Source organism: Pseudomonas azotoformans (genome assembly GCF_001579805.1).
Classification (GTDB): Bacteria; Pseudomonadota; Gammaproteobacteria; order Pseudomonadales; family Pseudomonadaceae; genus Aquipseudomonas; species Aquipseudomonas azotoformans_A.
Genome location: NZ_CP014546.1, coordinates 2,072,767 through 2,097,285, shown reverse-complemented (window position 1 = coordinate 2,097,285; position 24,519 = coordinate 2,072,767). Strand labels below are relative to the sequence as shown.

22 protein-coding genes and 1 riboswitch are annotated in these 24,519 nt (G+C 61.7%); of the genes, 6 read left to right on the top strand and 16 right to left on the bottom strand.

Going from position 1 to position 24,519, the window contains the following annotated elements; translation table 11 throughout:
* Positions 1 to 8: 8 nt before the first annotated feature.
* From AYR47_RS09695 to AYR47_RS09670, 6 genes are all read right to left on the bottom strand, one after another.
* Complete coding sequence (locus tag AYR47_RS09695) at positions 9 to 1,004, bottom strand: esterase-like activity of phytase family protein (protein WP_061435080.1); 996 nt, start codon at positions 1,002 to 1,004, stop codon at positions 9 to 11.
* Entirely contained in the window at positions 1,004 to 2,911 is a 1,908-nt protein-coding gene (parE, locus tag AYR47_RS09690; RefSeq protein WP_033897857.1) for a DNA topoisomerase IV subunit B, read from the bottom strand. The genes AYR47_RS09695 and parE overlap by 1 nt, the downstream gene beginning before the upstream one ends.
* 45 nt (positions 2,912 to 2,956) lie before the next feature.
* Positions 2,957 to 3,565 carry a YqiA/YcfP family alpha/beta fold hydrolase gene (locus AYR47_RS09685; RefSeq protein ID WP_061435077.1) on the bottom strand — a complete coding sequence of 203 codons (609 nt, stop codon included), beginning with the start codon at positions 3,563 to 3,565 and terminating at the stop codon, positions 2,957 to 2,959.
* 49 nt (positions 3,566 to 3,614) lie between these two features.
* Complete coding sequence (cpdA, locus tag AYR47_RS09680) at positions 3,615 to 4,430, bottom strand: 3',5'-cyclic-AMP phosphodiesterase (RefSeq protein ID WP_061435075.1); 816 nt, start codon at positions 4,428 to 4,430, stop codon at positions 3,615 to 3,617.
* A gap of 97 nt (positions 4,431 to 4,527) precedes the next feature.
* Positions 4,528 to 4,977 (bottom strand): DUF1249 domain-containing protein, encoded by a 450-nt coding sequence (locus tag AYR47_RS09675; protein WP_003171323.1) that lies wholly within the window; start codon positions 4,975 to 4,977, stop codon positions 4,528 to 4,530.
* A complete protein-coding gene (locus AYR47_RS09670; RefSeq protein ID WP_033897867.1) occupies positions 4,968 to 5,585 on the bottom strand; it encodes an NUDIX domain-containing protein in 618 nt (205 codons plus the stop codon). Before AYR47_RS09670 ends, AYR47_RS09675 begins: the two co-directional genes overlap by 10 nt.
* Positions 5,586 to 5,776: 191 nt before the next feature.
* On the opposite strand from AYR47_RS09670, the gene AYR47_RS09665 reads away from it, so the two are divergent.
* Positions 5,777 to 6,514 carry an RsiV family protein gene (locus AYR47_RS09665; RefSeq protein WP_033897852.1) on the top strand — a complete coding sequence of 246 codons (738 nt, stop codon included), beginning with the start codon at positions 5,777 to 5,779 and terminating at the stop codon, positions 6,512 to 6,514.
* Here the strand turns inward: AYR47_RS09665 and cytX are convergent.
* Both cytX and thiC read right to left on the bottom strand, forming a co-directional pair.
* Positions 6,483 to 7,772, bottom strand: a complete 1,290-nt coding sequence (gene cytX, locus AYR47_RS09660) for a putative hydroxymethylpyrimidine transporter CytX (RefSeq protein WP_061435073.1) — start codon at positions 7,770 to 7,772, stop codon at positions 6,483 to 6,485. The genes AYR47_RS09665 and cytX overlap by 32 nt on opposite strands.
* Positions 7,773 to 7,910: 138 nt before the next feature.
* Positions 7,911 to 9,800 (bottom strand): phosphomethylpyrimidine synthase ThiC, encoded by a 1,890-nt coding sequence (gene thiC, locus AYR47_RS09655; protein ID WP_033897850.1) that lies wholly within the window; start codon positions 9,798 to 9,800, stop codon positions 7,911 to 7,913.
* A 149-nt stretch (positions 9,801 to 9,949) separates the two neighbouring features.
* A riboswitch (TPP riboswitch) is annotated at positions 9,950 to 10,055 on the bottom strand.
* A gap of 193 nt (positions 10,056 to 10,248) precedes the next feature.
* On the opposite strand from thiC, the gene AYR47_RS09650 reads away from it, so the two are divergent.
* Complete coding sequence (locus tag AYR47_RS09650) at positions 10,249 to 11,688, top strand: TolC family outer membrane protein (protein ID WP_061435071.1); 1,440 nt, start codon at positions 10,249 to 10,251, stop codon at positions 11,686 to 11,688.
* Here the strand turns inward: AYR47_RS09650 and waaA are convergent.
* Together waaA and AYR47_RS09640 are read right to left on the bottom strand one after the other, a co-directional pair.
* Positions 11,682 to 12,956 (bottom strand): lipid IV(A) 3-deoxy-D-manno-octulosonic acid transferase, encoded by a 1,275-nt coding sequence (gene waaA / locus AYR47_RS09645; protein ID WP_061435069.1) that lies wholly within the window; start codon positions 12,954 to 12,956, stop codon positions 11,682 to 11,684. The genes AYR47_RS09650 and waaA overlap by 7 nt on opposite strands.
* Positions 12,957 to 12,979: 23 nt before the next feature.
* On the bottom strand, positions 12,980 to 13,870 hold the full coding sequence (locus AYR47_RS09640) for a LysR family transcriptional regulator (protein WP_033897848.1): 891 nt from the start codon (positions 13,868 to 13,870) through the stop codon (positions 12,980 to 12,982).
* Positions 13,871 to 13,972: 102 nt separating this feature from the next.
* Between AYR47_RS09640 and AYR47_RS09635 the strand changes: the two genes are divergently transcribed.
* From AYR47_RS09635 to AYR47_RS09620, 4 genes are all read left to right on the top strand, one after another.
* Positions 13,973 to 14,308: a DMT family transporter gene (locus AYR47_RS09635; RefSeq protein WP_010213655.1), complete on the top strand. Its 336-nt coding sequence runs from the start codon at positions 13,973 to 13,975 to the stop codon at positions 14,306 to 14,308.
* Between the two features lie 138 nt (positions 14,309 to 14,446).
* The gene (locus AYR47_RS09630) at positions 14,447 to 15,616 is read left to right on the top strand and encodes an NAD(P)/FAD-dependent oxidoreductase (RefSeq protein WP_061435067.1); all 1,170 of its coding nucleotides are present in this window, start codon (positions 14,447 to 14,449) and stop codon (positions 15,614 to 15,616) included.
* Positions 15,613 to 16,425, top strand: coding sequence for an aldo/keto reductase (locus AYR47_RS09625; RefSeq protein ID WP_061435066.1), 813 nt, complete (start codon positions 15,613 to 15,615; stop codon positions 16,423 to 16,425). Before AYR47_RS09630 ends, AYR47_RS09625 begins: the two co-directional genes overlap by 4 nt.
* A 41-nt stretch (positions 16,426 to 16,466) precedes the next feature.
* A complete protein-coding gene (locus tag AYR47_RS09620) occupies positions 16,467 to 17,426 on the top strand; it encodes a hypothetical protein (protein WP_028615485.1) in 960 nt (319 codons plus the stop codon).
* A gap of 112 nt (positions 17,427 to 17,538) precedes the next feature.
* On the opposite strand, the gene AYR47_RS09615 is transcribed toward AYR47_RS09620, so the two are convergent.
* The 6 genes from AYR47_RS09615 to AYR47_RS09590 all read right to left on the bottom strand — a co-directional run bounded on the left by AYR47_RS09615 (position 17,539) and on the right by AYR47_RS09590 (position 24,449).
* Positions 17,539 to 18,474: an NAD-dependent epimerase/dehydratase family protein gene (locus tag AYR47_RS09615; RefSeq protein WP_061435064.1), complete on the bottom strand. Its 936-nt coding sequence runs from the start codon at positions 18,472 to 18,474 to the stop codon at positions 17,539 to 17,541.
* On the bottom strand, positions 18,467 to 19,891 hold the full coding sequence (hldE, locus tag AYR47_RS09610) for a bifunctional D-glycero-beta-D-manno-heptose-7-phosphate kinase/D-glycero-beta-D-manno-heptose 1-phosphate adenylyltransferase HldE (RefSeq protein WP_033897841.1): 1,425 nt from the start codon (positions 19,889 to 19,891) through the stop codon (positions 18,467 to 18,469). Before hldE ends, AYR47_RS09615 begins: the two co-directional genes overlap by 8 nt.
* 103 nt (positions 19,892 to 19,994) lie before the next feature.
* Positions 19,995 to 20,603, bottom strand: coding sequence for an adenylyl-sulfate kinase (gene cysC, locus AYR47_RS09605; protein ID WP_033897838.1), 609 nt, complete (start codon positions 20,601 to 20,603; stop codon positions 19,995 to 19,997).
* Positions 20,596 to 21,300 (bottom strand): sulfotransferase family 2 domain-containing protein, encoded by a 705-nt coding sequence (locus AYR47_RS09600; RefSeq protein WP_033897836.1) that lies wholly within the window; start codon positions 21,298 to 21,300, stop codon positions 20,596 to 20,598. The genes cysC and AYR47_RS09600 overlap by 8 nt, the downstream gene beginning before the upstream one ends.
* Positions 21,301 to 21,452: 152 nt before the next feature.
* Positions 21,453 to 23,261: a lipid A export permease/ATP-binding protein MsbA gene (msbA, locus tag AYR47_RS09595; protein ID WP_033897835.1), complete on the bottom strand. Its 1,809-nt coding sequence runs from the start codon at positions 23,259 to 23,261 to the stop codon at positions 21,453 to 21,455.
* Positions 23,262 to 23,270: 9 nt separating this feature from the next.
* Entirely contained in the window at positions 23,271 to 24,449 is a 1,179-nt protein-coding gene (locus tag AYR47_RS09590) for an O-antigen ligase family protein (protein WP_061435062.1), read from the bottom strand.
* Positions 24,450 to 24,519: the final 70 nt, after the last annotated feature.

The following is a 24,519-nucleotide window of genomic DNA, read 5'->3' as shown; positions in this document are numbered from 1 at the left end:
ACAGGGGCTCATGGGCGAGCGCTCCAGCCACCGGCAGGGGCGGCGAAACGATAGACCACGGGGCGCTTTTCACCATCGGCACGCGGGCCGAAGTTGTTGTCGATGCCCAGCCAGGCACCGTCGGCATCCACCACCAGGGCTTCGGCCAGGCCATAGGGCTGGGGATAACGCCGCTCGGGCGTTAGGGTCTCGTCGGCAAACGACCAGCACAGCTCGACCTTGGCCGTGACCGCATCCCGCCGGCAAATCTGGAACGCATTGCGCTCCAGGGTAAACAGCTTGCCGTTGAACAGCGCCAGGTCGGCGAAATCCTTGGACACCGCCTTGGCGTTCGGGAACTGGGCCGGTTGCACTTCCTGGCCGGCCTCGCTCAACAAGACGCAGGGGCCGTCACAGTCCCACAGGCTTTGCGGACGCTTGATCGAGATCAGTCCACGTCTTTCGCGCTCAGCGGCCAGCCAAATCTGGTTGCCTTCGGGGTTGATCGCCAGGCCTTCAAACAATGCATTGAAGTGCAGCAGCATGCCGCTGGCGCGCGCTTCACGCACCATGCCCGGCGCGATCTTCAACCACTCAGGCGCGCCCGTCACCGGCACTTGCAGCACCGCCGCATGGGCTTCACTGACTATGTAGCGGTTGCCAGCGGCATCGCAGGTGATGCCTTCAAAGTCCAAGTCACCACCGCGAATGAACGATGCGGCCTTGGTGCGCGAACGCAAACCCCAGGGCAACCCGGACTCGGGCACCGGTGGCACGTCGATCTTTACCGCCTCGGCCTGCCAGGTCGGCGCGCTGATATCCAGGCGGTAGATCTGGTCATCATCGCGGTCGGAAACCGTCCACAACTCCGTGCCACACAAGGCCAGGCCCGACAGGTTACCGCCGCGCATGCCATCCACCGGGTGCTCGGACAGCAGCTTCAGCTCAGCCACGGGTGCGGCAACCACTGGGGTAGCCGCCAGCCCGCTCAACATCAGGATCGCCAGGGCGAAACCTGTGCGCATCAGCCCAGAACCTCGGCCAGGTTGCCTTTTGACTCCAGCCAGGATTTGCGGTCCGGTGCGCGTTTCTTCGCCAGCAGCATGTCCATCATTTCCGAGGTGGCGGCGAAGTCGTCGCCCAGGGTCAACTGCACCAGGCGCCGAGTGTTGGGGTCCATGGTGGTTTCGCGCAGCTGCGGCGGGTTCATTTCACCCAGGCCCTTGAATCGTGTGACCTGTGGCTTGCCGCGCTTCTTCTCGGCCACCAGGCGGTCGAGAATGCCGTCGCGCTCAGCCTCGTCCAGGGCGTAGTAAATCTCCTTGCCCAGGTCGATCCGGTACAACGGCGGCATGGCGACGTAGACGTGGCCGGCATCCACCAGCGGGCGGAAGTGCTGCACGAACAGCGCGCACAGCAGCGTGGCGATGTGCAGGCCGTCGGAGTCGGCGTCGGCGAGGATGCAGATCTTGCCGTAGCGCAGTTGGCTCATGTCCGCCGCGCCTGGGTCTACCCCAATGGCCACGGCGATGTTGTGCACTTCCTGGCTGGCCAGGACTTCGCTGCCATCGACTTCCCAGGTGTTGAGGATTTTGCCGCGCAACGGCAGGATCGCCTGGAATTCCTTGTCCCGTGCTTGCTTGGCGGAACCACCGGCGGAGTCACCTTCCACCAGGAACAGCTCGGAGCGCATCGGGTCTTGCCCGGCGCAATCGGCCAGCTTGCCGGGCAATGCCGGGCCCTGGGTGATGCGCTTGCGCTCGACCTTCTTGCTGGCCTTCAGGCGACGGCCGGCGTTGTTGATCGCCAGTTCCGCCAGGGCCAGGCCCAGTTCAGGGTGTTCGTTGAGCCACAGGCTGAACGCGTCCTTGACCACGCCGGAGACAAACGCCGCTGCCTCGCGGGACGACAGGCGTTCTTTGGTCTGGCCGGAGAATTGCGGCTCCTGCATTTTCATCGACAGCACGAACGCGATGCGCTCCCACACGTCTTCCGGCGCCAGCTTCACGCCGCGCGGCAACAGGCTGCGGTATTCGCAGAATTCGCGCATGGCATCCAGCAAGCCCTGGCGCAAACCGTTGACGTGGGTGCCGCCCTGAGCGGTCGGGATCAGGTTGACGTAGCTTTCCTGCACGCTGTCGCCACCTTCCGGCAGCCACAACAACGCCCAGTCCACGGCTTCTTTATTACCGGCCAGGCTGCCGCAGAACGGCTCGTTGGGCAGGCGCTCGAAGTCGCTGACGGAATCCTCCAGATACGAGCGCAGGCCATCTTCGTAGTGCCACTCGACCTTCTCACCGGTGCCTTTGTCTTCAAAGGTCACCAGCAGGCCTGGGCACAGCACGGCCTTGGCCTTGAGCACGTGCTTGAGGCGGCTGATGGAAAATTTTGGCGAATCGAAATATTTCGGGTCCGGTGCAAAGTACACGCTGGTGCCGGTATTGCGCTTGCCAACGGTGCCGATCACTGCCAAGTCGGTGGCTTTGTAGCCATCGGCGAACGTCATCTCGTACTCGTTGCCGTCGCGCTTGACCCTGACGCGAACCAGCGTAGACAGGGCGTTGACCACGGAAATACCCACACCGTGCAAGCCACCGGAGAACTGGTAGTTCTTGTTAGAGAACTTACCGCCAGCATGCAGCTTGGTGAGGATCAGCTCAACGCCGGGCACACCCTCTTCAGGGTGGATGTCCACCGGCATGCCGCGACCATCGTCGGACACTTCCAGGGAATGGTCAGCGTGGAGAATGACATGCACCGACTTGGCGTGGCCGGCCAGGGCTTCGTCGACGCTGTTGTCGATGACTTCCTGGGCAAGGTGGTTCGGCCGACTGGTGTCGGTATACATGCCGGGGCGTTTGCGCACCGGGTCGAGGCCCGAGAGGACTTCGATGGCGTCGGCGTTATAAGAGCTAGCGCTGGGAGTGGCCATGGGGTCTCGTCGTGAGTCGTTCGATTAAAAAGTGACCTGCGATTCTTACAATGAAGAAAAATCGAAGGATTGATACTGATCTGCGCCAATGCCGGCAAAGCTCAACATGGCCGGCAATTGCTGGGCGAACCCCTGGTAACCATGGTCGCCGCCGGCCTGGATGCGCAAGGCACAGGCCCGGTAATACTGCTGGGCGAGGCGATAATCCAGGGTTTCATCCCCGGTCTGCAACCACACCTGATACCGCGCCGCATCCTGGGGAGCCGGTACTTCCAGCTCGGCCAGCGCCGTGACGTGGTCGTGGGTCAGTTCCCAGGTTTCATCGGTGTAGAGGTTCTTCTGGGTGCCCAGGTAACCGTCGAACATCCGGTGAGGGTTGACCGCCGGGTTTACCAGCAGCGCCTTGAGGCCATGGCGCTCGGCAAGATGGGTTGCATAGTAGCCGCCGAGTGAGCTGCCGACCAGCAGTGGCCGCCCCAGTTCAGCGATCGCGGCTTCCAACTGAGGAATCGCCTGACGGGGATGGTGATGCAGGGCCGGTACGCGCAATTGGTCGGCCAGGCCAATGGCACCCATTACGGTGATCAATTGAGTGGCCTTGTTGGACGCAGGCGCGCTGTTGAAACCGTGGATATACAGGATCGAAGCGGACATGCCGGGCTCTCCATGCTTGCGCCAAAAAGGCGCAGTTTACAGGTAAATCTCAGTAGCCGTTGCTACCGTAATCCACCGTAAACGCGAAGCCGACCAAGCGCTCTACCCCGGTCTCCAACCGTCCGTCGGCATGCAGCCGCAGCCAGCGGTAGCCCGGCGCTTGCTCGCTGACCTTGAAATCCTCGCTGCCCGGTGCGAACTGGATGCAGGTGGACGGCGATGCCAGCAGGCGCACGCCGTTGCGCTCGCGGTCGATTTCCTGGTGCACATGCCCCCACAGTACCGCCCGCACCTGCGGAAAACGGTCAAGCACGGCAAACAATGCCTCAGGATTGCGCAAGCCAATGGGGTCCATCCAGGCGCAACCGATGGGCACCGGATGATGGTGAAAACACACCAGATGATGACGGTTCGGCGCTTCGCTCAGGGCCTGGGCGAGCAGCTGCAGCTGTTGGTCTTGCAGGTAGCCCGGCACTGAACCGGGTACGGCGGAATCCAGCAGGGTCACGCGCCAGTTGCCGATATCGACCACCGGCTCCAGCAGATCGCTGTGCACGGCAGCGTGAGCCATGATCTGCGGCTCGTCATGATTGCCAGGAATCCAGCGCGCCGGGGCGTCGATCTGCCGGGTCATGTCGCGAAATTGCTGGTACGACTCCAGCGTGCCGTCCTGGGACAGGTCCCCCGTGGCCAACACCAAATCGATGCGCGGCTGCTGCGCGCGCACCAGCTCAATGACGCCTTGCAGGCTTTCGCGGGTGTTCATGCCCAGCAGCGTACCGTCGGCCTCGGCAAACAAATGGCTGTCGGACAGTTGCACCAGCAATGCGGGCGCATCGGGACTCACAGTGGATACGCTCGGCAAGGCGCTCTCCCAAGGCAATCACAGGAATGGACGTGTGGCGTGATTATGCTGGGGCAGGACACAAGAGGAAACCTTGGGAAGCAGATGCAGTTCACATCTAACGCACAACTTCGAACTCATGGCCCAAGGCCAGGCAATGGCTCAACCATTCACCGAGGAACACATTGAGCTGTGCTTTCTCATCGGGCTGGTGCATGAACACGTTGGGGTAAGGATAGATGCTGCGAAAGCGTCGTGCATGTTCGGCGCTGATGACTTCGGCCATCCGCGCGTCGTGGTACACCTGCACTTCCAACTGCGGCACCGGCAGCCAGGGCAGGCTGTGTTCCTGACGTACGCGCAAGGTGGTGGTGTACGGGCAATTGACGATAACTTCCAGCGCCAGCACGCCGAGCATCTGGTCGCCGTGGGTCACGCCGATACGGCGGGCCTCCGGGGCATGGCGCATGTCGGGGAGCAAGCGCATCAGCCGCGCGTAGTTGGCCTCGCAAGCCGCTTGCAGCCCGATCAGGTCGACTCGATAACGTTCCCGTGCCTTTACTGCCATAACCCCCTCACTTCCGCGCGATTAAGCGCAAGCCATTGCAGGGCGATAATGCTGGCTGCGTTGGAAATTTTGCCGTCGCGCACCGCTTGCAGGGCATCTTCGAAGGCCCAGACGGTGACGCGGATATCTTCAGCTTCTTCTTCCAATCCATGGACGCCCCCCACACCGGCGCTGTCGCAGCGACCCAGGTACAAGTGCACATATTCGGTACTGCCGCCGGGCGACGGGAAATACTTGGTGATCGGCCACAACGCGGAGAATGTCAGCCCAGCTTCCTCCTCGGCTTCGCGGTGTGCAACCTCCTCGGGTTGCTCGTCCTTGTCGATCAGGCCGGCGACCATCTCGATCATCCAGGGGTTGTCGGTACGGCCCATGGCTCCGACGCGAAACTGCTCGTTCAACACCACTTCATCGCGCTGCGGGTCGTAGGGCAATACACACACGGCATCATGACGAACAAACACTTCGCGGTTGATCACACGGCTCATGCTGCCGTCGAATTTTTCATGGCGCAGTTGTATCTGATCCAGCTTGTAGAAGCCTTTGTAGAGATTGTCGTGCTGAACAATTTCGATCTTGTCCGGCGCCGACTTTGCAAAATCCGTCATATCCATCCCCGTTGAACCTGCGCAATTGGCGCCATCCTAACGCGCTCATGCCTCTGGATGCAGCCCCTTTCCAGTTGCCGGGATAGACGGCGGGCGTCAAACTCACTCTAATCAGCTTAGTGGCGAACTGACTGCCTTGCCGGTAGTCGAAGCTGCACAATTTCGCTCTTATCGACGGACGAAGACCCTACATGTCGCTTTTAAAAATCGCCTCCGTGGCCTGTATCGCATTGACCCTCGGTGCCTGCCAAAGCCTGTTCCAGCCCAGCTATAAAGCCCCGCTGGACGCCACCCGCGACGCCACCGAGCAAAGCAAGCCAGGCTGCGCCAGCGCCGATTGCCCGCTGGTGAACATCGACACGGTGCACTTTGCCAAGGAGCCCAAGCTGGACGCCTTGATCGAACAGCGCCTGCTGGAAATGACCCAGGCCGACCCGCTGCCAACCAGCCTCGCGACCTACAGCGAGCAGTTCCTGCGCACGGCCGCTCCACGCAACAGCATGTACTTGCAGGCCAAGGTACGTGAGCAGCATGACGGCTTGGTGATCATCGAACTCTCCAGCTACCTGGACCAGGGCGCCACCCACGGCGAGCCAGGCCGTGCTTTCATCAACTATTCGCGCCAGCAGCAAAAGGCCCTGACCCTCACCGACATGTTGCTGCCCGGCAAGGAAGACGCCTTCTGGAAAGCCGCCCAAGTGGCCCATAACAGCTGGCTGATCAGCACCCGCCTGAGCCTGGAGCCGGAGTACGTGAAACAGTACCCCTTCCAGAAAACCCCGAACGTGGCGCTCACCTACGGTGGCGTGATCCTCAAGTACCCCACCACCACCATCGCGCCGTATGCCTTGGGCCACGTCGAGTTGCAGATTCCGTACTCGCGCCTGGAAGGCATCCTCAAGCCTGAACTGGTGCCTGCGCGCCGCTGAAGGCCCGGCCCAGGATCAGCTGCAACAGCCCTGCCAGCACCAGCGCCGGCAGGGTCGCGCCGATGTCCGGATACAGATTGGCCAGCAGGTGGTAAACCGCAATGCCACCCAGCCAGGCGATTAACGCCGGCCAGCGCAGGCTGGCTAAGGCTCCCCCGCTACGACGGCGCAGGATGAAGTGATCCACCAGCACCACGCCAAACAGCGGCGCAAATACCGAGCCGATCAGCAGCAGGAAGTTCTGGTACTGAGCCAATGGCGCAAAGCAGGCGATGAGCGTGCAGATCACGCCAATCGCCAGCGCCAGGTGCTCGACCTTCAGGCGCAGCAATATCCCGCTGGAAACCGCCGCCGAGTGAATATCGGCGAAGGCGTTTTCCGATTCGTCCAACAGGATCAATAGCAGCGGGATCCCCAGGCCAGCCCCGGCCAACGCCAGCAACAGCGCGTTCACTTCGCCGCTCGGCGCAAACGCCAGGGTGTAGGCCACACCCAGGCTCATCAGCCAGAAATTACCGATAAAGAACCCCAGCGCGGTACCGCCGAACACACTTTTGGCACGCTTGCCGAAGCGTGAGTAATCCGCGATCAGCGGCAGCCACGACAGCGGCATGGCGATGGCGATATCAAAACCCACCGCAAATGGCATCGAACCGTCACCCGCCCTGGCCCAGAGTGCGGCGAGGTCGGCTTTGGCGAACAAATTCCACGTCAGCCACAGGCAGGCGGCGAGCAGCAGCCAGATGCCCCATTTGCGCAAAATCTGGCGCACAAAGGTCAGCGGGCCACTGACCGCCAGCAGCGTTGCCAGGCCGCCGAAGAACAGGGTCCACAGCAATGGGCTGGCCAGCAGGCTGCCGTCACTGAACGCCCGCGTGCCCAACAGGCTGGCTGCATCGCGCATCACGATGATTTCAAACGAACCCCAGCCGATCAACTGCAGCAGGTTGAGCAGCGCCGGCAGGCTGGCGCCTTTGGCGCCAAGGCTGAGCTTGAGGGCCGCCATGGCGGACAGGCCGGTGTCGCTGCCGATCACGCCGACGGCGGCCAGCAACAGGACACCCACCAGGGTGCCGAGGAAAATCGCCAGCAACGAACCGGACAGGCCCAGGCCCGGCGCAAGCAAGGCGCCGGTTTGCAGGACCATCAGGCCGATGCCGAGGGAGAACCACAGGGAGAACAGGTCGCGGGCGCCGAAGACTCTTTTGTCGCTCGGTACTGCGATGTCCGGGGAGTAAGTACTCGGTTGAATGCTCAAGGGTGTTATCTCTGAGGAACATTTGTTGTTTGGGAGATTGCATTCGCGAGCAAGCCCGCTCCCACATTTGGAATGCGTTCCAAATGTGGGAGCGGGCTTGCTCGCGAAGAGGCCATTAAGGACAACTACAGTCCCGGATCAGACCTTTTTGTACAGCTGACTGCCTTCCTGCTTGAACCGCTCCGCCTGCTCGGCCAAGCCTTTGGCCACATCCACATCCACCGTTTCAATGCGCTGGTTGGCCGCGTATTCACGCACTTCCTGGGTGATCTTCATCGAGCAGAACTTCGGCCCGCACATGGAGCAGAAATGCGCGACCTTGGCCGAGTCCTTCGGCAGGGTTTCATCGTGGTACGAACGCGCGGTATCCGGATCCAAGCCCAGGTTGAACTGGTCTTCCCAGCGGAACTCGAAACGCGCCTTGCTCAAGGCGTTATCGCGGATCTGCGCGCCCGGATGGCCTTTGGCAAGGTCAGCCGCGTGGGCGGCGATCTTGTAGGTGATGATCCCGGTCTTCACGTCATCCTTGTTCGGCAGGCCCAAGTGCTCCTTAGGCGTGACGTAGCAGAGCATGGCGCAACCGAACCAGCCGATCATCGCCGCGCCGATGCCGGAGGTAATGTGGTCATAGCCCGGCGCAATGTCGGTGGTCAGCGGGCCGAGGGTGTAGAACGGCGCTTCGTCGCAGCATTCGAGCTGCTTGTCCATGTTCTCCTTGATCAACTGCATCGGCACGTGGCCAGGGCCTTCGATCATGGTTTGCACGTCGTGCTTCCAGGCGGTCTTGGTCAGCTCGCCGAGAGTTTCCAGCTCGCCGAATTGCGCGGCGTCGTTGGCGTCGGCAATCGAGCCTGGGCGCAGGCCGTCGCCGAGAGAGAAGCTGACGTCGTAGGCCTTCATGATTTCGCAGATTTCGTCGAAATGCGTGTAGGTAAAGTTCTCTTTGTGGTGCGCCAGGCACCACTTGGCCATGATCGAACCGCCACGGGACACGATGCCGGTGACGCGCTTGGCGGTCAGCGGCACATAGCGCAGCAGCACGCCGGCGTGGATGGTGAAGTAATCCACACCTTGCTCGGCCTGTTCGATCAGGGTGTCGCGGAATAACTCCCAGGTCAGGTCTTCGGCGGCGCCGCCGACTTTTTCCAGGGCCTGGTAGATCGGCACGGTGCCAATCGGCACGGGCGAGTTGCGGATGATCCACTCGCGGGTTTCGTGGATGTGCTTGCCGGTGGACAAATCCATCACGGTGTCCGAACCCCAGCGAATGCCCCAGGTCAGTTTCGCCACTTCTTCTTCGATGGACGAACCCAGGGCGCTGTTGCCGATGTTGCCGTTGATCTTCACCAGGAAGTTACGGCCGATGATCATCGGTTCCAGTTCGGTGTGGTTGATGTTGGCCGGGATGATCGCGCGGCCACGGGCGATTTCTTCGCGCACAAACTCCGGGGTGATGATCTTCGGCACGCTGGCGCCAAAGCTGTGACCGGCGTGTTGCTGGTCGAGCAGGCCAGTGGCGCGGGCTTCTTCCAGCTTCATGTTTTCGCGGATAGCGACGTATTCCATCTCGGCGGTGATGATGCCTTTGCGCGCGTAGTGCATCTGCGTGACGTTGGCGCCGGCCTTGGCGCGACGCGGGTTCTTCACGTGGGCGAAGCGCAGCGCGGTGAGTTCGGCATCGCTCAAGCGTTGCTGGCCGAAATGCGAGCTGAGGCCAGGCAAGCGCTCGGTGTCATTACGCACTTCGATCCACGGCGAACGTACATCGCCAAGGCCTTTGCGCACGTCAATGATGACGTTAGGGTCGGTGTACGGGCCGGAGGTGTCATAGACCACGACCGGCGCGTTGATTTCACCGCCGAAGTCGGTGGGGGTCACGTCCAGGCTGATTTCACGCATCGGCACGCGAATGTCCGGGCGGGTGCCTTGTACGTAGATTTTTTGCGAGCGGGTAAAGGGTTGCACAGAGCCGGAGTCGACCTTGGCCGATTCACTCAGGTGCACGGTATTTTTTAGTTTTGTCGTCATCACGGGCTCTCCAACTTATCCAGGCGGTGGATTTTTGTCGGAGCGAACCTGTGACGGATGGACGCACTGAAACCAGTGCTGTGCTTGGCGCACGAGAGCTGTTCAAAAAACGAACAACAACCCGGACGAAGCACAAGAGGACTCGCCGGGTGACGAGAAATCTTGTTCCCTACGCAGGCGCTAACCTGATCAGGTTCAACGGGATCCGGTATTTACCGATCTCAGCCTTCCAACAAGGCACCCCGACAAGAACGCGGCCAGTCTAGACCATGGCGTGGGCAAATTGCCAATGGCGGTGCATTCAGCGTGATGAATGGCTCTTTTGCAGATTGTTGTGCGGTGACCGCGCCACTACACTCGGGAACTGCTTAAGGCTTGACGCCACAAAAGGCGAGCCTTAGCCTTGGGCTCGAAATTACATCCATAATATTTATCTAGGGATCGCCTCATGCTGCGCAAACTTTCACTGGCTCTCGCCGTGTCTTGTGCGACCAACGGAATGGTCTGGGCAGCTGAAGCGCCCTTGTCCGCTAAAACTGACTTGGTCAGCGTCTACCAGGAAGCGGTGGACAACAACGCCGACCTGGCCGCCGCCCGCGCCCAATACGGCGCGCAAAAAGAAGTGGTGCCCCAGGCCCGCGCCGGGCTGCTGCCGAACCTGACCGGTGGCGCCGACATCAATAACGTGCGCACCCAGATCGACACGCCCGCCGCCACCGCCAACCGCGATGCGCATTCCTGGCGGGCCACCTTGAGCCAGCCGCTGTTCCGCGCCGACCGCTGGTTCCAACTGCAGGCGGCCGAGGCCACCAACGAGCAGGCGGCGCTGCAACTGTCGGCCACCGAGCAGAACCTGATCCTGCAAAGCGCCGAAAATTACTTCGCCGTGCTGCGCGCCCAGGACAACCTGGCGTCGACCAAGGCCGAAGAGAATGCCTTCAAGCGCCAACTGGACCAGTCCAACGAGCGCTTCGACGTCGGCCTGTCGGACAAGACCGACGTGCTGCAATCCCAGGCCAGCTACGACACCGCCCGCGCCAACCGCATCCTGGCCCAACGCCAGGTGGAGGACGCGTTCGAAGCCTTGATCACGCTGACCAACCGCCAATACAACTCGATCCAGGGCATTGTCCACACGCTGCCGGTGCTACCACCGCTGCCGAACGACGCCAAGGCCTGGGTAGAAACCGCCGGCCGCCAGAACCTCAACCTGCTGGCCAGCAACTACGCCGTCACCGCCGCCGAAGAAACCCTCAAGCAGCGCAAGGCCGGGCATGCCCCGACCCTGGACGCCGTGGCGCAATACGAAAAAGGTGACAACGACGCCCTGGGTTTCAGCAACCCGAATGCCTTCGGCACGCCGTACCGCGGCGATGTGGAACAACGCACCATCGGCCTGCGCCTGAGCATCCCGATCTACAGCGGCGGGCTGACCAGCTCGCAAGTGCGTGAGTCCTACTCGCGCCTGGGCCAGACCGAGCAACAGCGCGAAGGCCTGCGCCGCCAGGTGGTGGAAAACACCCGCAACCTGCACCGTGCGGTGAACACCGATGTGGAGCAGGTGCAAGCGCGCCGCCAGTCGATCATCTCCAACCAGAGCGCGGTGGAAGCCACGCAAATCGGTTATCAGGTGGGTACGCGTAACATCGTCGATGTGCTGGATTCACAACGCCAGCTCTACGCGTCGGTGCGTAACTACAACAACAGCCGTTATGACTACATCCTCGACAACCTGCGCTTGAAGCAGGCGGCAGGCACTTTGAACCCAGGTGACTTGCAGGACCTGGCGCGCTACTTAAAGGCTGACTACAACCCGGACCGCGACTTCCTGCCGCCGGACCTGGCCAAAGCCGCCGCCGAGCAATTGAAAGCCCGCCCCGGCTATTGAAGCAAACGCCCCAGGCCATCCAGCAAGCGCTTCAACGCGCCCTGATTGGCCTGCATCACCTTGAGTCCCGCCTGCGCCATCTTGCGCGCATCCTGCGGCAGTTCGAATAACTGGCGCACGGCTTCGGCCAAGCCTTCGGCGTCATCCACCTCGCGCAACGCCCCGGCTTCACGCATCATCGTGGTGATTTCGAGGAAGTTGAACACGTGCGGCCCCATGATCACAGGCTTGGCCAATGCCGCCGGCTCCAGGGGATTGTGCCCGCCGGTCGCCACCAGGCTGCCGCCGACAAAAGCGCTGTCGGCCAAAGCGTAGAGAAACAGCAATTCGCCCATAGTGTCGCCGAGCAGAACCGAGGTTTGCGCGGTGACGGCTTCGCCGCTGGAGCGACGCACGGTGGCAAAACCTTGCTGCTGGCACAGCTCGAACATCGGCCCGAAGCGCTCCTGGTGGCGCGGCACCAGGATCAGCAGCGCGTTGGGATAGCTTTCGAGCAATTGGCGATGGGCTGCCAAGACGACGTCATCTTCACCTTCATGGGTACTCGCGGCGATCCATACCGGACGTTCGCTGGCGCCCCATTGCGCGCGCAACGCGGCGGCCCGCGCTGGCAGCTCGGGGTCGATGGTCAGGTCGAACTTGATCGAACCAGTGACTTCGACGGTTTCCGGCCGAGCGCCGAGGCTCAGGAAGCGTTGGGCTTCGGCGTGCGTCTGTACGGCGAACAGGCTCATTTGTGCCAGCATCGGCGCCGTCAGCTTGGCAAAGCGCGCGTAGCCCTTGGCCGAACGCGCCGACAGCCGCGCATTCGCCAATGCCACCGGAATCCCACGCTGGGCGCAGGCGTGGATATGGTTGGGCCACAGCTCGGTTTCCATGATCACCGCCAGTTTCGGCTGCACACGGTCGAGGAAACGTCTGGCCGCGCACGGCAAGTCATACGGCAAATAGCAATGCTGGATGCGTGGCTCGTTGGCGAACAATGCCTGGATGCGCTCGGACCCGGTGGGCGTCATGCAGGTAACAGTGATCGGCAGCGTCGGATAACGCGCCAGCAACCCGCGCACCATGGGCGCGGCGGCAATGCTCTCGCCTACCGACACAGCATGCACCCAGATCCCGCCGGGCTGCATCACCGGCAGGCCATAGGAGAAACGTTCGCCGACGCGCTTGGCATAGGCCGGCGCCTTGCGCGCGCGCAGCCACAGACGTAAAGCCACCAACGGCAGCGCCAGGTAAAACAGACAGCTGTAGAGAGTTCTATTCATGGCGGCGGAGTTTATCGGCTTTTTCAGTCGATCGCCTGCAAGCACTCGGCAAATCGTTTGGCCAGGAAGCGCGCGGCAGGTCCCAGGTGTTCGTCGCGGCGCCAGACCAACTCCACCACCAGGGCCGGCGGCGTCCATTCGCTGTCCAGCTCCACCATCTGTTGCTGATAGGTCGGGTACTGCACGATATGCCGGGGCAGCCAGGCCCAACCCAGGCCGCTCATCAGCCACTCGGCCAACACGTAGAAACTGTCGGCGCGCCATACCAGCGGGCTGGCCGCTTCGCTGCCGGGATACACGCTGGTCTGGGTCGACATCAGCAACTGGCGGAACTGCGCCAGGCGTTGGCACGTCACGTATTGCTCCTTGGCCAGTGGGTGATTTACACCGCACACCGTGACCATCTCCACACTGCCGACCACCCGTCGCTCCAAGGCTTCGGGGATCTGGTCGTGATAGAACAGCAGGCCCAGGTCAGCCTTGCGCTCCACCAACTTGCGCGCCACATCGCCTTGGGCGGCGCTGGACAGCTGCACTTCCAGCAACGGGTATTCGCCGGCCAGGGCTTCCAGGCTGTCGAGGACCGGCTGAAACAGCATGGCTTCGTCCTGGGCCAGGCGCAGGCACGCCTCCTCGCCGCGGGTCAGTGAAAGCGCCCGGCCATTGAGGCGCTCACATTGGCGCAGCACTTCGCGTGCTTCCTCCAGCAATACGCTGCCGGCTTCGGTCAACCGTGGTTGGCGGCCGCTGCTACGCTCGAACAGGCTGACGCCGAGGTCCGCCTCCAGCATTGCAATCCCATTGCTCACCGCCGACTGCGCCTTGCGCTGTTGGCGCGCCACGGCCGAAAACGAGCGCTGTTCGGCGACGCTGACAAACAGGCGCATCTGCTCCAGATCCCATTGCACGCTCATGGCTCAACCCATCTCCAATTCAGATAGGTAATGACTTTACCCCATCTGATTAAACTCTAGAATGCCAGCCTTATCTGATTGCTTTACCCCGAGGATTGACCCATGAACGTCGCTTACTACTACTTGGCCATTGCCATCTGCTCGGAAGTGATCGCCACCGTGTCCATGAAGGCCATCAAGGGCTGGAGTACGCCGATCCCACTGTTGCTGGTGATCGTCGGCTACGGCGTGGCGTTCTGGATGCTGACGCTGGTGGTGCGCACGGTGCCGGTGGGCGTGGCCTACGCCGTGTGGGCCGGGATGGGCATTGTGATGGTGAGCATCGCGGCGCTGTTTATCTACGGGCAGAAGCTGGATATCCCGGCGATGCTGGGGATGGGCCTGATTGTGTTGGGCGTGGTGGTGATCCAGTTGTTCTCGAAAACCGCCGGGCACTAGGAAAGCAGCCGCTAGCTTTAAGCGGCAAGCGACAAGAAAAAGCAGCGCGGTCGGCGTCTAACTTGCCGCTTGCAGCTGATAACTTGCAGCTGCGCGCTATACTAGCCCTCCTTTTTCTACGCCAGAGGTCCCGCGCGCATGCCTATTTCCACCGACGTTCTGATTGTCGGCGCCGGGGTTGCCGGCCTCTGGCTGAATGCGCGCCTGCGCCGCCAGGGGTTTTCCACGGTGTTGGTGGAAAGCGCCACCTTGGGGGGTGGGCAAAGCGTGAAGTCCCAGGGGATCATTCACGGCGGTGCGAAATACGCCCTGCACGGCGCGCTCACTGGCGCCTCCGAAGCCATTGCCGACATGCCGCGCCGCTGGCGTGAAGCGCTGGCGGGCAACGGTGAGTTGGATCTGACCGGCGTGCGCCTGCTGTCCGAAGCCCATTACCTGTGGTCGCCCGGCACCCTCGCAGGCAACCTCACCAGCTTCTTCGCCAGTAAGGCCGTGCGTGGCCGTGTCGATCAGGTCAAGGGCGACGACCTGCCGCCAGCCCTGCAAGACCGTCGATTCAAGGGCAAGGTCTATCGCCTTGCCGAGCTGGTCATCGACGTGCCGAGCCTGATCGAGCGCCTCGCGCAACTGGCCGGTGATGGTTTGCTCGCCGGGCAGCACATCGAGCCCCTGCTGGAAGGCAACACACTCGGCGGCCTGAAAGTGGACGGCCGCGAGATCCGCGCCCAGCGCATCGTGCTGAGTGCCGGCGCGGGCACGGCAGATCTGCTGACCGCGCTGGGCCTGAGCCAGCCGGCGATGCAGAAGCGCCCTTTGCACATGATCATCGCCAAAGGCCCTGGCCTGAAGCCGTTGTATGCCCACTGCCTGGGCGGCGGCACCAAGCCGCGCATCACCGTCACCACGCACCCGGCCGCCGATGGCAACTGGGTGTGGTACATGGGCGGCGACATTGCCGAAGCCGATGGCGTGGCGCGCACGCCGCAAGAACAAATCGCCACGGCGCAGAAAGAGCTTGCTCAGCTGTTGCCGTGGATCGACATGAGCCAAACCCAGTGGGCCACCCTGCGCGTCGACCGTGCCGAGCCGCTGCAATCGGGCCTCACCCGTCCCGACAATGCCTTCATCGCCGAGGAAGGCCGCCTGTTGGTGGGCTGGCCGACCAAACTGGCGCTGGCGCCGGACTTCGCCGATCGGGTGATCAACAGCCTGGAACGTGACGGCATTCGCCCAAGCGCCAGCGAGCCGCTGCCCGACCTGCCAAAACCCGCCATCGGCGTCCCTGCCTGGGAGCAACTGTTGCCATGAGCCTGCCCACCCTGCACGACCTGCATCGCCCCTTGGGCAACTCCGGCCTGATGGTTTCGCCACTGGGCCTGGGCACCGTCAAGCTGGGCCGCGACCAAGGGGTGAAGTACCCCAGCGGCTTCCAGATTCCCGGTGATGACGAGGCGCGCATGCTGTTGCAACAGGCCCGCGAACTGGGCATCAACCTGATCGACACCGCGCCGGCCTATGGCATGAGCGAGGAACGCCTGGGCCCGCTGTTGCGCGGCCAACGCAAGGAGTGGGTGATTGTCAGCAAGGTCGGGGAAGAGTTCGAGAATGGCGCATCCACCCACGACTTCAGCGCGGCTCACACCCGCCTGTCGATCGAGCGCAGTTTGAAACGACTTGAAACCGATTTTATCGACCTGGTGCTGGTGCACTCCGACGGTAACGACCTGCACATCCTCAACGACTGCGAGGTCTACCAGACCCTGGCCGAGCTGAAAAAAGAAGGCAAAATCCGCGGTTTCGGCTTCTCCGGCAAAACCGTCGAAGGCGGGGTGAAGGCTCTGGAACAGGGCGATTGCGCCATGGTCACCTACAATTTGAACGAACAGGCCGAGAAAGCCGTCATTGATTATGCGGCCGCCCATGGCAAGGGCATCCTGGTGAAAAAGGCCTTGGCCAGTGGTCACGTTTGCCTGGAGTCTGGAATGGATCCAATTCGTGCGAGTTTCATGCTGTTGTTTGCGCAAACGGGCGTCGCCAGTGCTATTGTCGGGACCATCAATCCGCTGCACCTGGCCCATAACGTGGCGACCGCTGCCCAGGTCATTCGTCAACTCTGATGCCGCCCACGCGGCCGACCCCGTCGCAAGAAGGAGCCGACATGCCGCGAACGCTCATAAGAAAAAACCCCAGCAACTTCAAGACACTGCCGCTGCACGTGGAAGCCACCCCCGAAGGCCTGAGTTACCAGAGCGTCGGCATGCCGCTCAACTTTGCCCAGACCCTGCAACGGCGCAAACCGGTGGAAGTGGCCGACCCAGAGCGCTTCGCCCTGGAACTGGCCAACCTCGGGGTATCGGTACGCCTGACCCTGCACTGGCAAAACCGCGATTATTGGGTGCTGGTGCGCCAACGCCGCCAAGACCGTGGCGATGTGGTGCTCAAGCTGATCTCCGGCTACGTACCCGCCCATGAACTGAACCTGCCGCTGCACACCGCCATCCAGGAAATCGCCGAAGAGTGCCTGCTGGAGACGCCGGAAGGCTGGCTGGGCGGACGCTTCAACGACACTTGGCTACCGGCGCCTTATTCCGCCGCGCTGCATTACCGTGAAGCCCTGCCCTTTCGCCTCAGCCCGCTGTCCGGTGCCGCCCGCCCGGTACGTTGCGCCACCACCCAATTGATCGAGCGCCCGCGCGCCTACGTTCACCTGCCCACCGCCTCTCTGCAACTGATCTATGACCTGCGCCTGGAAGTGCCCAAGGAAGCCAAGTCCCTGAGCCTGTTCCATGTGGACGAGCGCCTGGAAGGCGATCAACTGGTGGCACGCCTGGACCGCCAGCGTCCTGACCTGTACCTGATGCCGTTGAAAGACGGCCAGCCTCTGGCCGAGTTGTACACCGTCAAGAAAGACCAGCTGTACCCGGCGAGTACTCGCGGTTTGTACCTGGCGGAAAGCTTCGCCCAGCAGGAAGGCTGGCTGGTGCGTGAAGAGCGGATTCGCTGGAAGGATTGGCTACGCCAGCAAGGGTTGGCGGAGCCGGAGAAAGAGTCGAAATTGAAGCGCCTGGCACAGCGGGTGCTGCGCAAGATCGTGCCTAAGAAAAAAGCCAAGGCCTGAATCAGACTGTAGTGAGCGGGCTTGCCCCGCGCTGGAGTGCGTAGCGCTCCGGCGTTTTTTTGGGGCCGCTACGCAGCCCAGCGCGGGGCAAGCCCGCTCACTACAAATCGCGTCAGCCTTTGAGCAAGCGCTCCAGCCCGACCTTCAAGGGTGTGGGCTCGGGGAGTGTGAAGCTCGCCAACAACCGCTGATTGTTCGCCCGCGAGTGGCGAATATCCCCAGAACGCGCCGGACCGTAAGTCACCGCCGGCAAGTTGCCGACAATCTCTTCCAGCGCCTGCAATACCTGCTTGAGGGTAGTGGTGCGGTTCCAGCCCACATTGATCGCGCCCAGCGGTGCGGTCGGCGCTTCAATCGCCTGAACCAATACGTCCACCAGGTCTTCCACGTACATGAAGTCACGGGTTTGCTCGCCATCGCCGAACACGGCAATCGGCACGCCCTGCTGCACGCGCTCGCTGAAGATGCTGATCACGCCGGAATACGGCGATGACGGATCCTGGCGAGGCCCGAAGATATTGAAAAAGCGGAAAATCACCGGCTCCAGCGCGTGCTGGCGACGGTAGAAGTCAAAGTAGAACTCACTGGCCAGCTTGTCGGACGCATAGGGCGTCAGTGGCGCCTTGGTGGTGTCTTCGTCAATCGAAGCGCCTTCGCCATTGTTGCCATACACCGCCGCGCTGGAGGCATACACCACACGTTTGACGCCGGCCTTGCGCATGGCTTCGCAGACATTCAAGGTGCCGACGAAATTGCTCTGGTGCGTGCTGACCGGATCATCCACCGAGGCCTGCACCGAGGCCACTGCCGCCAGGTGCACCACTGCTGTTGCGCCGACGGCGGCGCGGGCTACCAGATCGGCATCCGCCACATCACCTTCGAGCAATTGGACGCGTGGATTGTCCAGCGGCAAATTGCTGCGCTTGCCGGTGGACAGGTTATCCAGCACTCGCACGCCGTAGCCTTTGGCAAGCAGCGCGTCGACCAGGTGCGAACCAATAAAGCCGGCGCCGCCGGTGATCAGAACCCACTTATCAGCGTTACTCATTGTTACGGATCTTCTCGACAATGGCGGTGGTCGAGCTGTTCTCGACCAGGCCCAGTACTTTGACCTTGCCACCGTAGGCGCTGACGATATCCGCCCCTACCACTTGGTCGACGGAGTAGTCACCACCTTTGACCAGCACGTCCGGCTTGACCTGGGCCAGCAAGTTTTCCGGGGTCGCTTCAGGGAAGCTGATCACCCAGTCCACCGCGCCCAGACCTGCAAGCACCGCCATGCGACGGTCGACACTGTTGATCGGACGGCCAGGGCCTTTGAGGCGGCTGACCGACGCGTCATCGTTGACCGCGACGATCAGGCGATCGCCTTGGGCGCGCGCCTGTTCCAGATAAGTCACGTGACCGGCGTGCAGGATGTCGAAGCAGCCGTTGGTGAACACAATGCTTTCGTTGTGGGCACGAGCGTCGTCAATTGCCAGCAGCAATTGTTCGATGGTCAGCACACCGCGTTCCGAGCCTTCGGAGCGCTGGATCGCACGGCGCAATTCAGGTGCGCTGATGGCAGCGGTACCCAACTTGCCCACTACGATGCCCGCCGCCAAGTTGGCCAGGGCCACGGCGTGGGGCAGTTCTTCGCCCGCCGCAATCGAGGCGGCCAGGGTGGAGATCACGGTGTCGCCAGCGCCGGTAACGTCGAACACTTCACGGGCACGTGCCGGCAGGTGCATCGCCGGGTGGCCCGGACGCAGCAAGGTCATGCCGTGCTCGCCACGGGTGACCAGCAAGGCGCCCAGGTCGAGGTCGGCCATCAGCGCGGCGCCCTTGGTGACCAGGTCGTGTTCATCGGCGCAACCGCCGACGATGGCTTCGAACTCGCTGAGATTCGGCGTGATCAGGCTGGCTCCGCGATAAATCGAGAAATCCTTGCCCTTGGGATCGGCCAGTACCGGAATGCCCTTGGCCTTGGCGGCCTGGATCAGCACCTGGTGGTTGCGCAAGGCGCCTTTGCCGTAGTCGGACAACACCAGCACCTTGATGCCTTCGAGCAGCTCATCGACCTGGCCGCTGAGGGCCAGGGCATCGGTGGCGAAGGGTTCTTCAAAATCGATACGCAGCAGTTGCTGGTGACGGCTCATGACCCGCAGCTTGACGATGGTCGGCTGGTGGGCAATGCGCTGGAACAGCGCGCGCACGCCGGCACCGCGCAGGCTGTTGGCCAGGCTGTCGGCGGCTTCGTCGTCGCCGGTCACGCCGACCAGGGAGGCCGGGGCGCCGAGGGCGGCAATATTGAGGGCAACGTTGGCAGCGCCGCCCGGACGGTCTTCGATTTGCTCGACCTTGACTACCGGTACCGGCGCCTCAGGGGAAATCCGTGAGGTACCGCCATGCCAGTAACGGTCGAGCATGACATCGCCGACCACCAAGACAGGGGCTTGATCGAATCGCGGCATGGACAACTTCATGGAGCATCCCACATACAAAATGAACAGGGGCGCGATATTAGCACAGGGTGAGCGCCGCCTAGTTCGAGAGCTTTATGTGGGATGCATCACATGCGAAATCTGATCATTTTTTGAACAGTACCGCCAAAATGTGATCCACCGCGTCGGCCAGTTCGACTTCATCGGTATTGATTTCGCAGTCAGCCTTGATCGGCGCTTCATAGGGGCTGTCCAGCCCGGTGAAGGCTTTGATCCGGCCTTCCAGTGCCGCACGGTACAACCCCTTGGGATCACGCCGTGCGCACACCTCGAACGGCGTACTGATGTAGACCTCGAAAAACTGCCCCGGCCCGAACAGTGCCTTGGCGGTTGCCCGATCAGCGCTGAACGGGGAAATCGCCGAAACGATCACGATCAGACCCGCGTCCACCATCAGCCGCGCTACCTCGCCGATGCGCCGGATATTTTCCTTGCGCGCCGCATCACTCATGCCCAGGTCATTGCATAATCCCGTGCGCAAGTTATCGCCATCGAGCACGAAGGTATGCCGGCCCTGCTCGTTGAGTTGCACTTCCAGAGCGTTGGCCAAGGTCGACTTACCGGACCCGGACAACCCCGTCAGCCAAAGGCAGCAAGGCTGCTGGTGCTTGAGTGCTGCCCGTGCGGCGACCGACAACGATAAGGCAAAGGGTCGGATAGAAGCAGAACCACTGGAGAGCGACTGACTATTCATACCCCAAGACCTCGTAATCACGTTGATAGGCACGCCGGACCAAGCGGCGCGTACGCTGGGTACAAAAGTCCTTGACCGATTCGCTGCGCCGCCTCAGTGAAACATTCAAATGTGGCAGGGATGTGCTCACGCCGAGGCGTTCGCATACCTGCTGGAAGTCATTCTCCAGGGACTCCTGGCGCCCAAGAAAGTCCATGGCCATCTGGCCCATGTGATCGACCAGAAAATCGGTCTGAGGGGCGAAATGCAGTTGGCGGCGCAGGTTCTCCGGGTGCAGCCAGTTGCCGACGAAATGATCGAAGTCGCGGTAGCTGCATACCAATGCCTGGGCGTGCAGATCACGGCTGCCCATATGGTTGCTGCGCAAGTAGGTGTAGGCCGAGTAGGCGCGCTCCAACGGGTCCCGCACGAAGGCAAATTTGAAACTGCGCTCGCAATGCTCGGGGAACTGCTGCTGATACCAGTAATACGGCAGATGCCCCGGCCAACGCCCGTCGAGGAGTGCCGAGCAGACGCTGCTGCCAGCGCACTTGGGCACATGGATAAATACGCAGTTGTGACGTTTGAAAGCCGGCGCAAGCGTGGCCACCCCAGACAGGGATTTGTTCACCGCTTGGCGGTCCACCACCGATAAACGCCCCAGCAGAAAAACCCGCTGGGATTTGGGAAGCAATTTCCAGAACAGACGTTGCAACATTCCATTACCCACGCAAGAAGGTTAGCCCTCTCGTTCGTCAATCGAATCGAGAAGGCCAACATAACAAACGATAGGCAGTGAATTATTTGGCTTTGGTCAAGCCTGTAAGGGACTTGATACAAACACCGGGGCGCATTGCGCGCCCCGGCACATCAGGTGATGTTGGCCGTTACCGGCTCATCCAGGCCCATGGCGTGCAGGCGCGAGTAATAGCCGCCCATGGCCAGCAGTTCCACGTGCGTACCACGCTCGACAATTTCACCGTGGTCCATCACCAGAATCATGTCGGCTTTCTCGATGGTGGACAGTCGGTGTGCGATCACCAGGGTGGTACGGCCCTTCATGACCTTGTCCAGCGCGGCCTGGATATGCCGCTCGGACTCGGTATCCAGCGCCGAAGTCGCCTCATCCAGGATCAGCAGCGGAGCATTTTTCAGCAGTGCCCGGGCGATAGCCAAGCGCTGGCGCTGACCGCCGGAGAGCAGCACGCCGTTTTCGCCGACTTCAGTGTCCAGGCCTTTGGGCAGCTCGGCGATGAAGTCCATGGCATAGGCATCGGTGGCAGCTTTCTCGATGTCTTCACGCGGCGCATCCGCCAGGTCGCCGTAGGCGATGTTGTTGGCCACCGTGTCGTTGAACAACGTGACGTGCTGGGTCACCTGGGCCACATGCCGGCGCAGGTTGCGCAGGCGGTAGTCTTCGATTTCCACCTCGTCCAGCAGGATTTTGCCGGTTTCGTGGTGGTAGAAACGCGGGATCAGGCTGGCCAGTGTGGACTTGCCACTGCCCGAGCGGCCGACCAGGGCGATCATCTGCCCAGGCTCTGCGGTGAAGCTGATGTTCTTCAGCACTTCACGCTCGGCACCTGGATAGGTGAAGCTCAGGTTGCGCACGTCCAGGCGACCGCTGACGCGGTCACGCTCCACGGTGCCGCTGTCGACTTCAGGCTCTTCATCCAACTGCTCGAAGATGCTTTCGGCACCGGCGACGCCTTTCTGGATGGTCGAGCTGACTTCCGACAGTTGGCGGATCGGCTTGGGCAACAGGCCCGCTGCGGTGATGTAGGCCACCAGGTCACCCGCCGTGGCATCGCCGCGCAGCAGCAGCACCAGGAACATCAGTGCCGCCATGGCGGTGTAGATCACCAGTTGCAGCATCGGCGTGTAGACCGCGCCGGTCTTGTTCATGCGCAGTTGCTTGTCGGTGTTGCCTTGGCTGGCCGCGGCAAAACGGCGTTCTTCGTAGCTTTCGCCACCGAAGCTGCGCACCACGCGGTAACCCTGGATAGTCTCCGAGGCCACGTGGGTGACGTCGCCCATCGCCACCTGGATTTTCTTGCTCTGCTTGCGGAATTTCTTGCTGGTACTGCCCACCATGATTGCGATCAACGGCAGGATCGCCAGCATGACCAAGGTCAGCTTCCAGTTCATCCACAGCAGGTAGCCGAACAGGAACACCACCGTCAGACCCTCACGGATCACCACCTTGATCGCATCCGTGGCGGCGCCAGTGACCATGGTCACGTTGAAGGTGATGCGCGAAATCAGGTGGCCGGAGTTGTGCGTGTCGAAATAACGGTTGGGCAATACCAGCAGCTTGTTGAACAACTGGACCCGCAGGTCATGCACCAGGCCCAGGGAGACCTTGGCCAGGTAGTAGTTGCCCAGGAACGAGCCGAGGCCTTGCCACGCGGCGATCAGGATGATCAGCAGCGGCACGGCCATCAACAGCTTCAGGTCCTTGAACAACGGGATCTTGGGCAGGAACACCACGTCGGGATTGCTCAAGCCATCCACGAAGTACTTGAGGATCCCGGCCAGCATCGGCTGGGTGGAAGCAAAGATCACGAAGCCCACGATACTCAGCATGAACATGCCGATGTACGGTTTCACATAGCCCAGCAGCCTGAAATAGATTTTCAGGCTGGATTCCTGGTCCGCTTTGGGCGGTGCGTCACTCATGTGTCGAGCTCACTGATTGGGTAGGACGCGAACTTTATCACATGCGTCGGGGTTGGCCCGAGCCCAGACCAAGGCAGTCGCCAGCGCAATCGGCAGCCATGAGATAAACCACTCGGCCCGCGGAGTGCCCGTCAGGCTGGCAGCATCGAACTGCATGGCCAGGGACGAGAACACCCACATACCGATGACACCCTTGCCGTAGAGCGTGTCGCGGGCTTTCCAGGCTTGCCACAGCACGCCGAACCACAGGCCGCACCACAGCAGCAGGCCGGGCAGACCGAGTTCGATAGCAACGTGGGAGAACAGGTTGTGGGCATGATCGAAATACACGCCCTCAGCCAGGACTTTATAGTCCCCTCCCAACCCCAGGCCGGTCCACGGGCGCTCGGCAATCATCTGCATGGCAGACATGAAGATCTGTGGTCGATAAGAAACGCCGCGAGCAAGCATCAACGATTGCATGGCGAAGAACACCGCCAGCGCCGCGATGACGGCGCCAATGGCGATCACTGCCGTACGACGATCACGACACCAGGCCGGCATTGCCACGACGGTCAGCAGCAAGGCCAGTGCAGCCCCCCGGCTCTGGCTCAGCACGACGAAGAGCCCAAGCAATGCGATGGACACGACCCATGCAACCTGCATCCAGCGGCCACGTGGCAGCCAATGCAACAGCCAGACGGCAGCAAGACCAATCACATAAGCTCCCAGAATCGGGTGGGACAACTGACCCAAGCCCTCGAGGCGCGCAAACCAGGCATTGTGCTCAACGCCGTAGAACTTGATGATCGCAACCAGTGACGACAAGGCCAATCCAAAACCGCCCCACTGCATCACACGGATGATTCGCTCGGTCTGCCCACAGGCAAACACCGGGAAAAACAGCAGGAATACGCCGATGTACAGCAGGCGCTTGACCTCGCGCGAGGGATCTTCGGCATTAGTCCATAACAGGCTGATGGCACCCCAGACGGCCAACGCCGCCACCATCAGGCACATCCAACGCTGCTTGCGCCAGACTTCCTTCAAGCGCTCACGGGCCGACCAGGCAAACACCATGGCGGGCAACCAGAGAAACAGGGTCAAGCCTTGTTGATAAATCTTGTTGGTCGGCGCAAAGGCAATCGCCAGCAAAAACCACAGCAACCCGAAAATCATCCATACCTGCGCCCAACGACTTGCTTGCATCACCCGCTCCTGAATACGTCCACTCCGCCAACGCGGCATGGTTAAAACCCAAAACTTTCGGCATTATTAC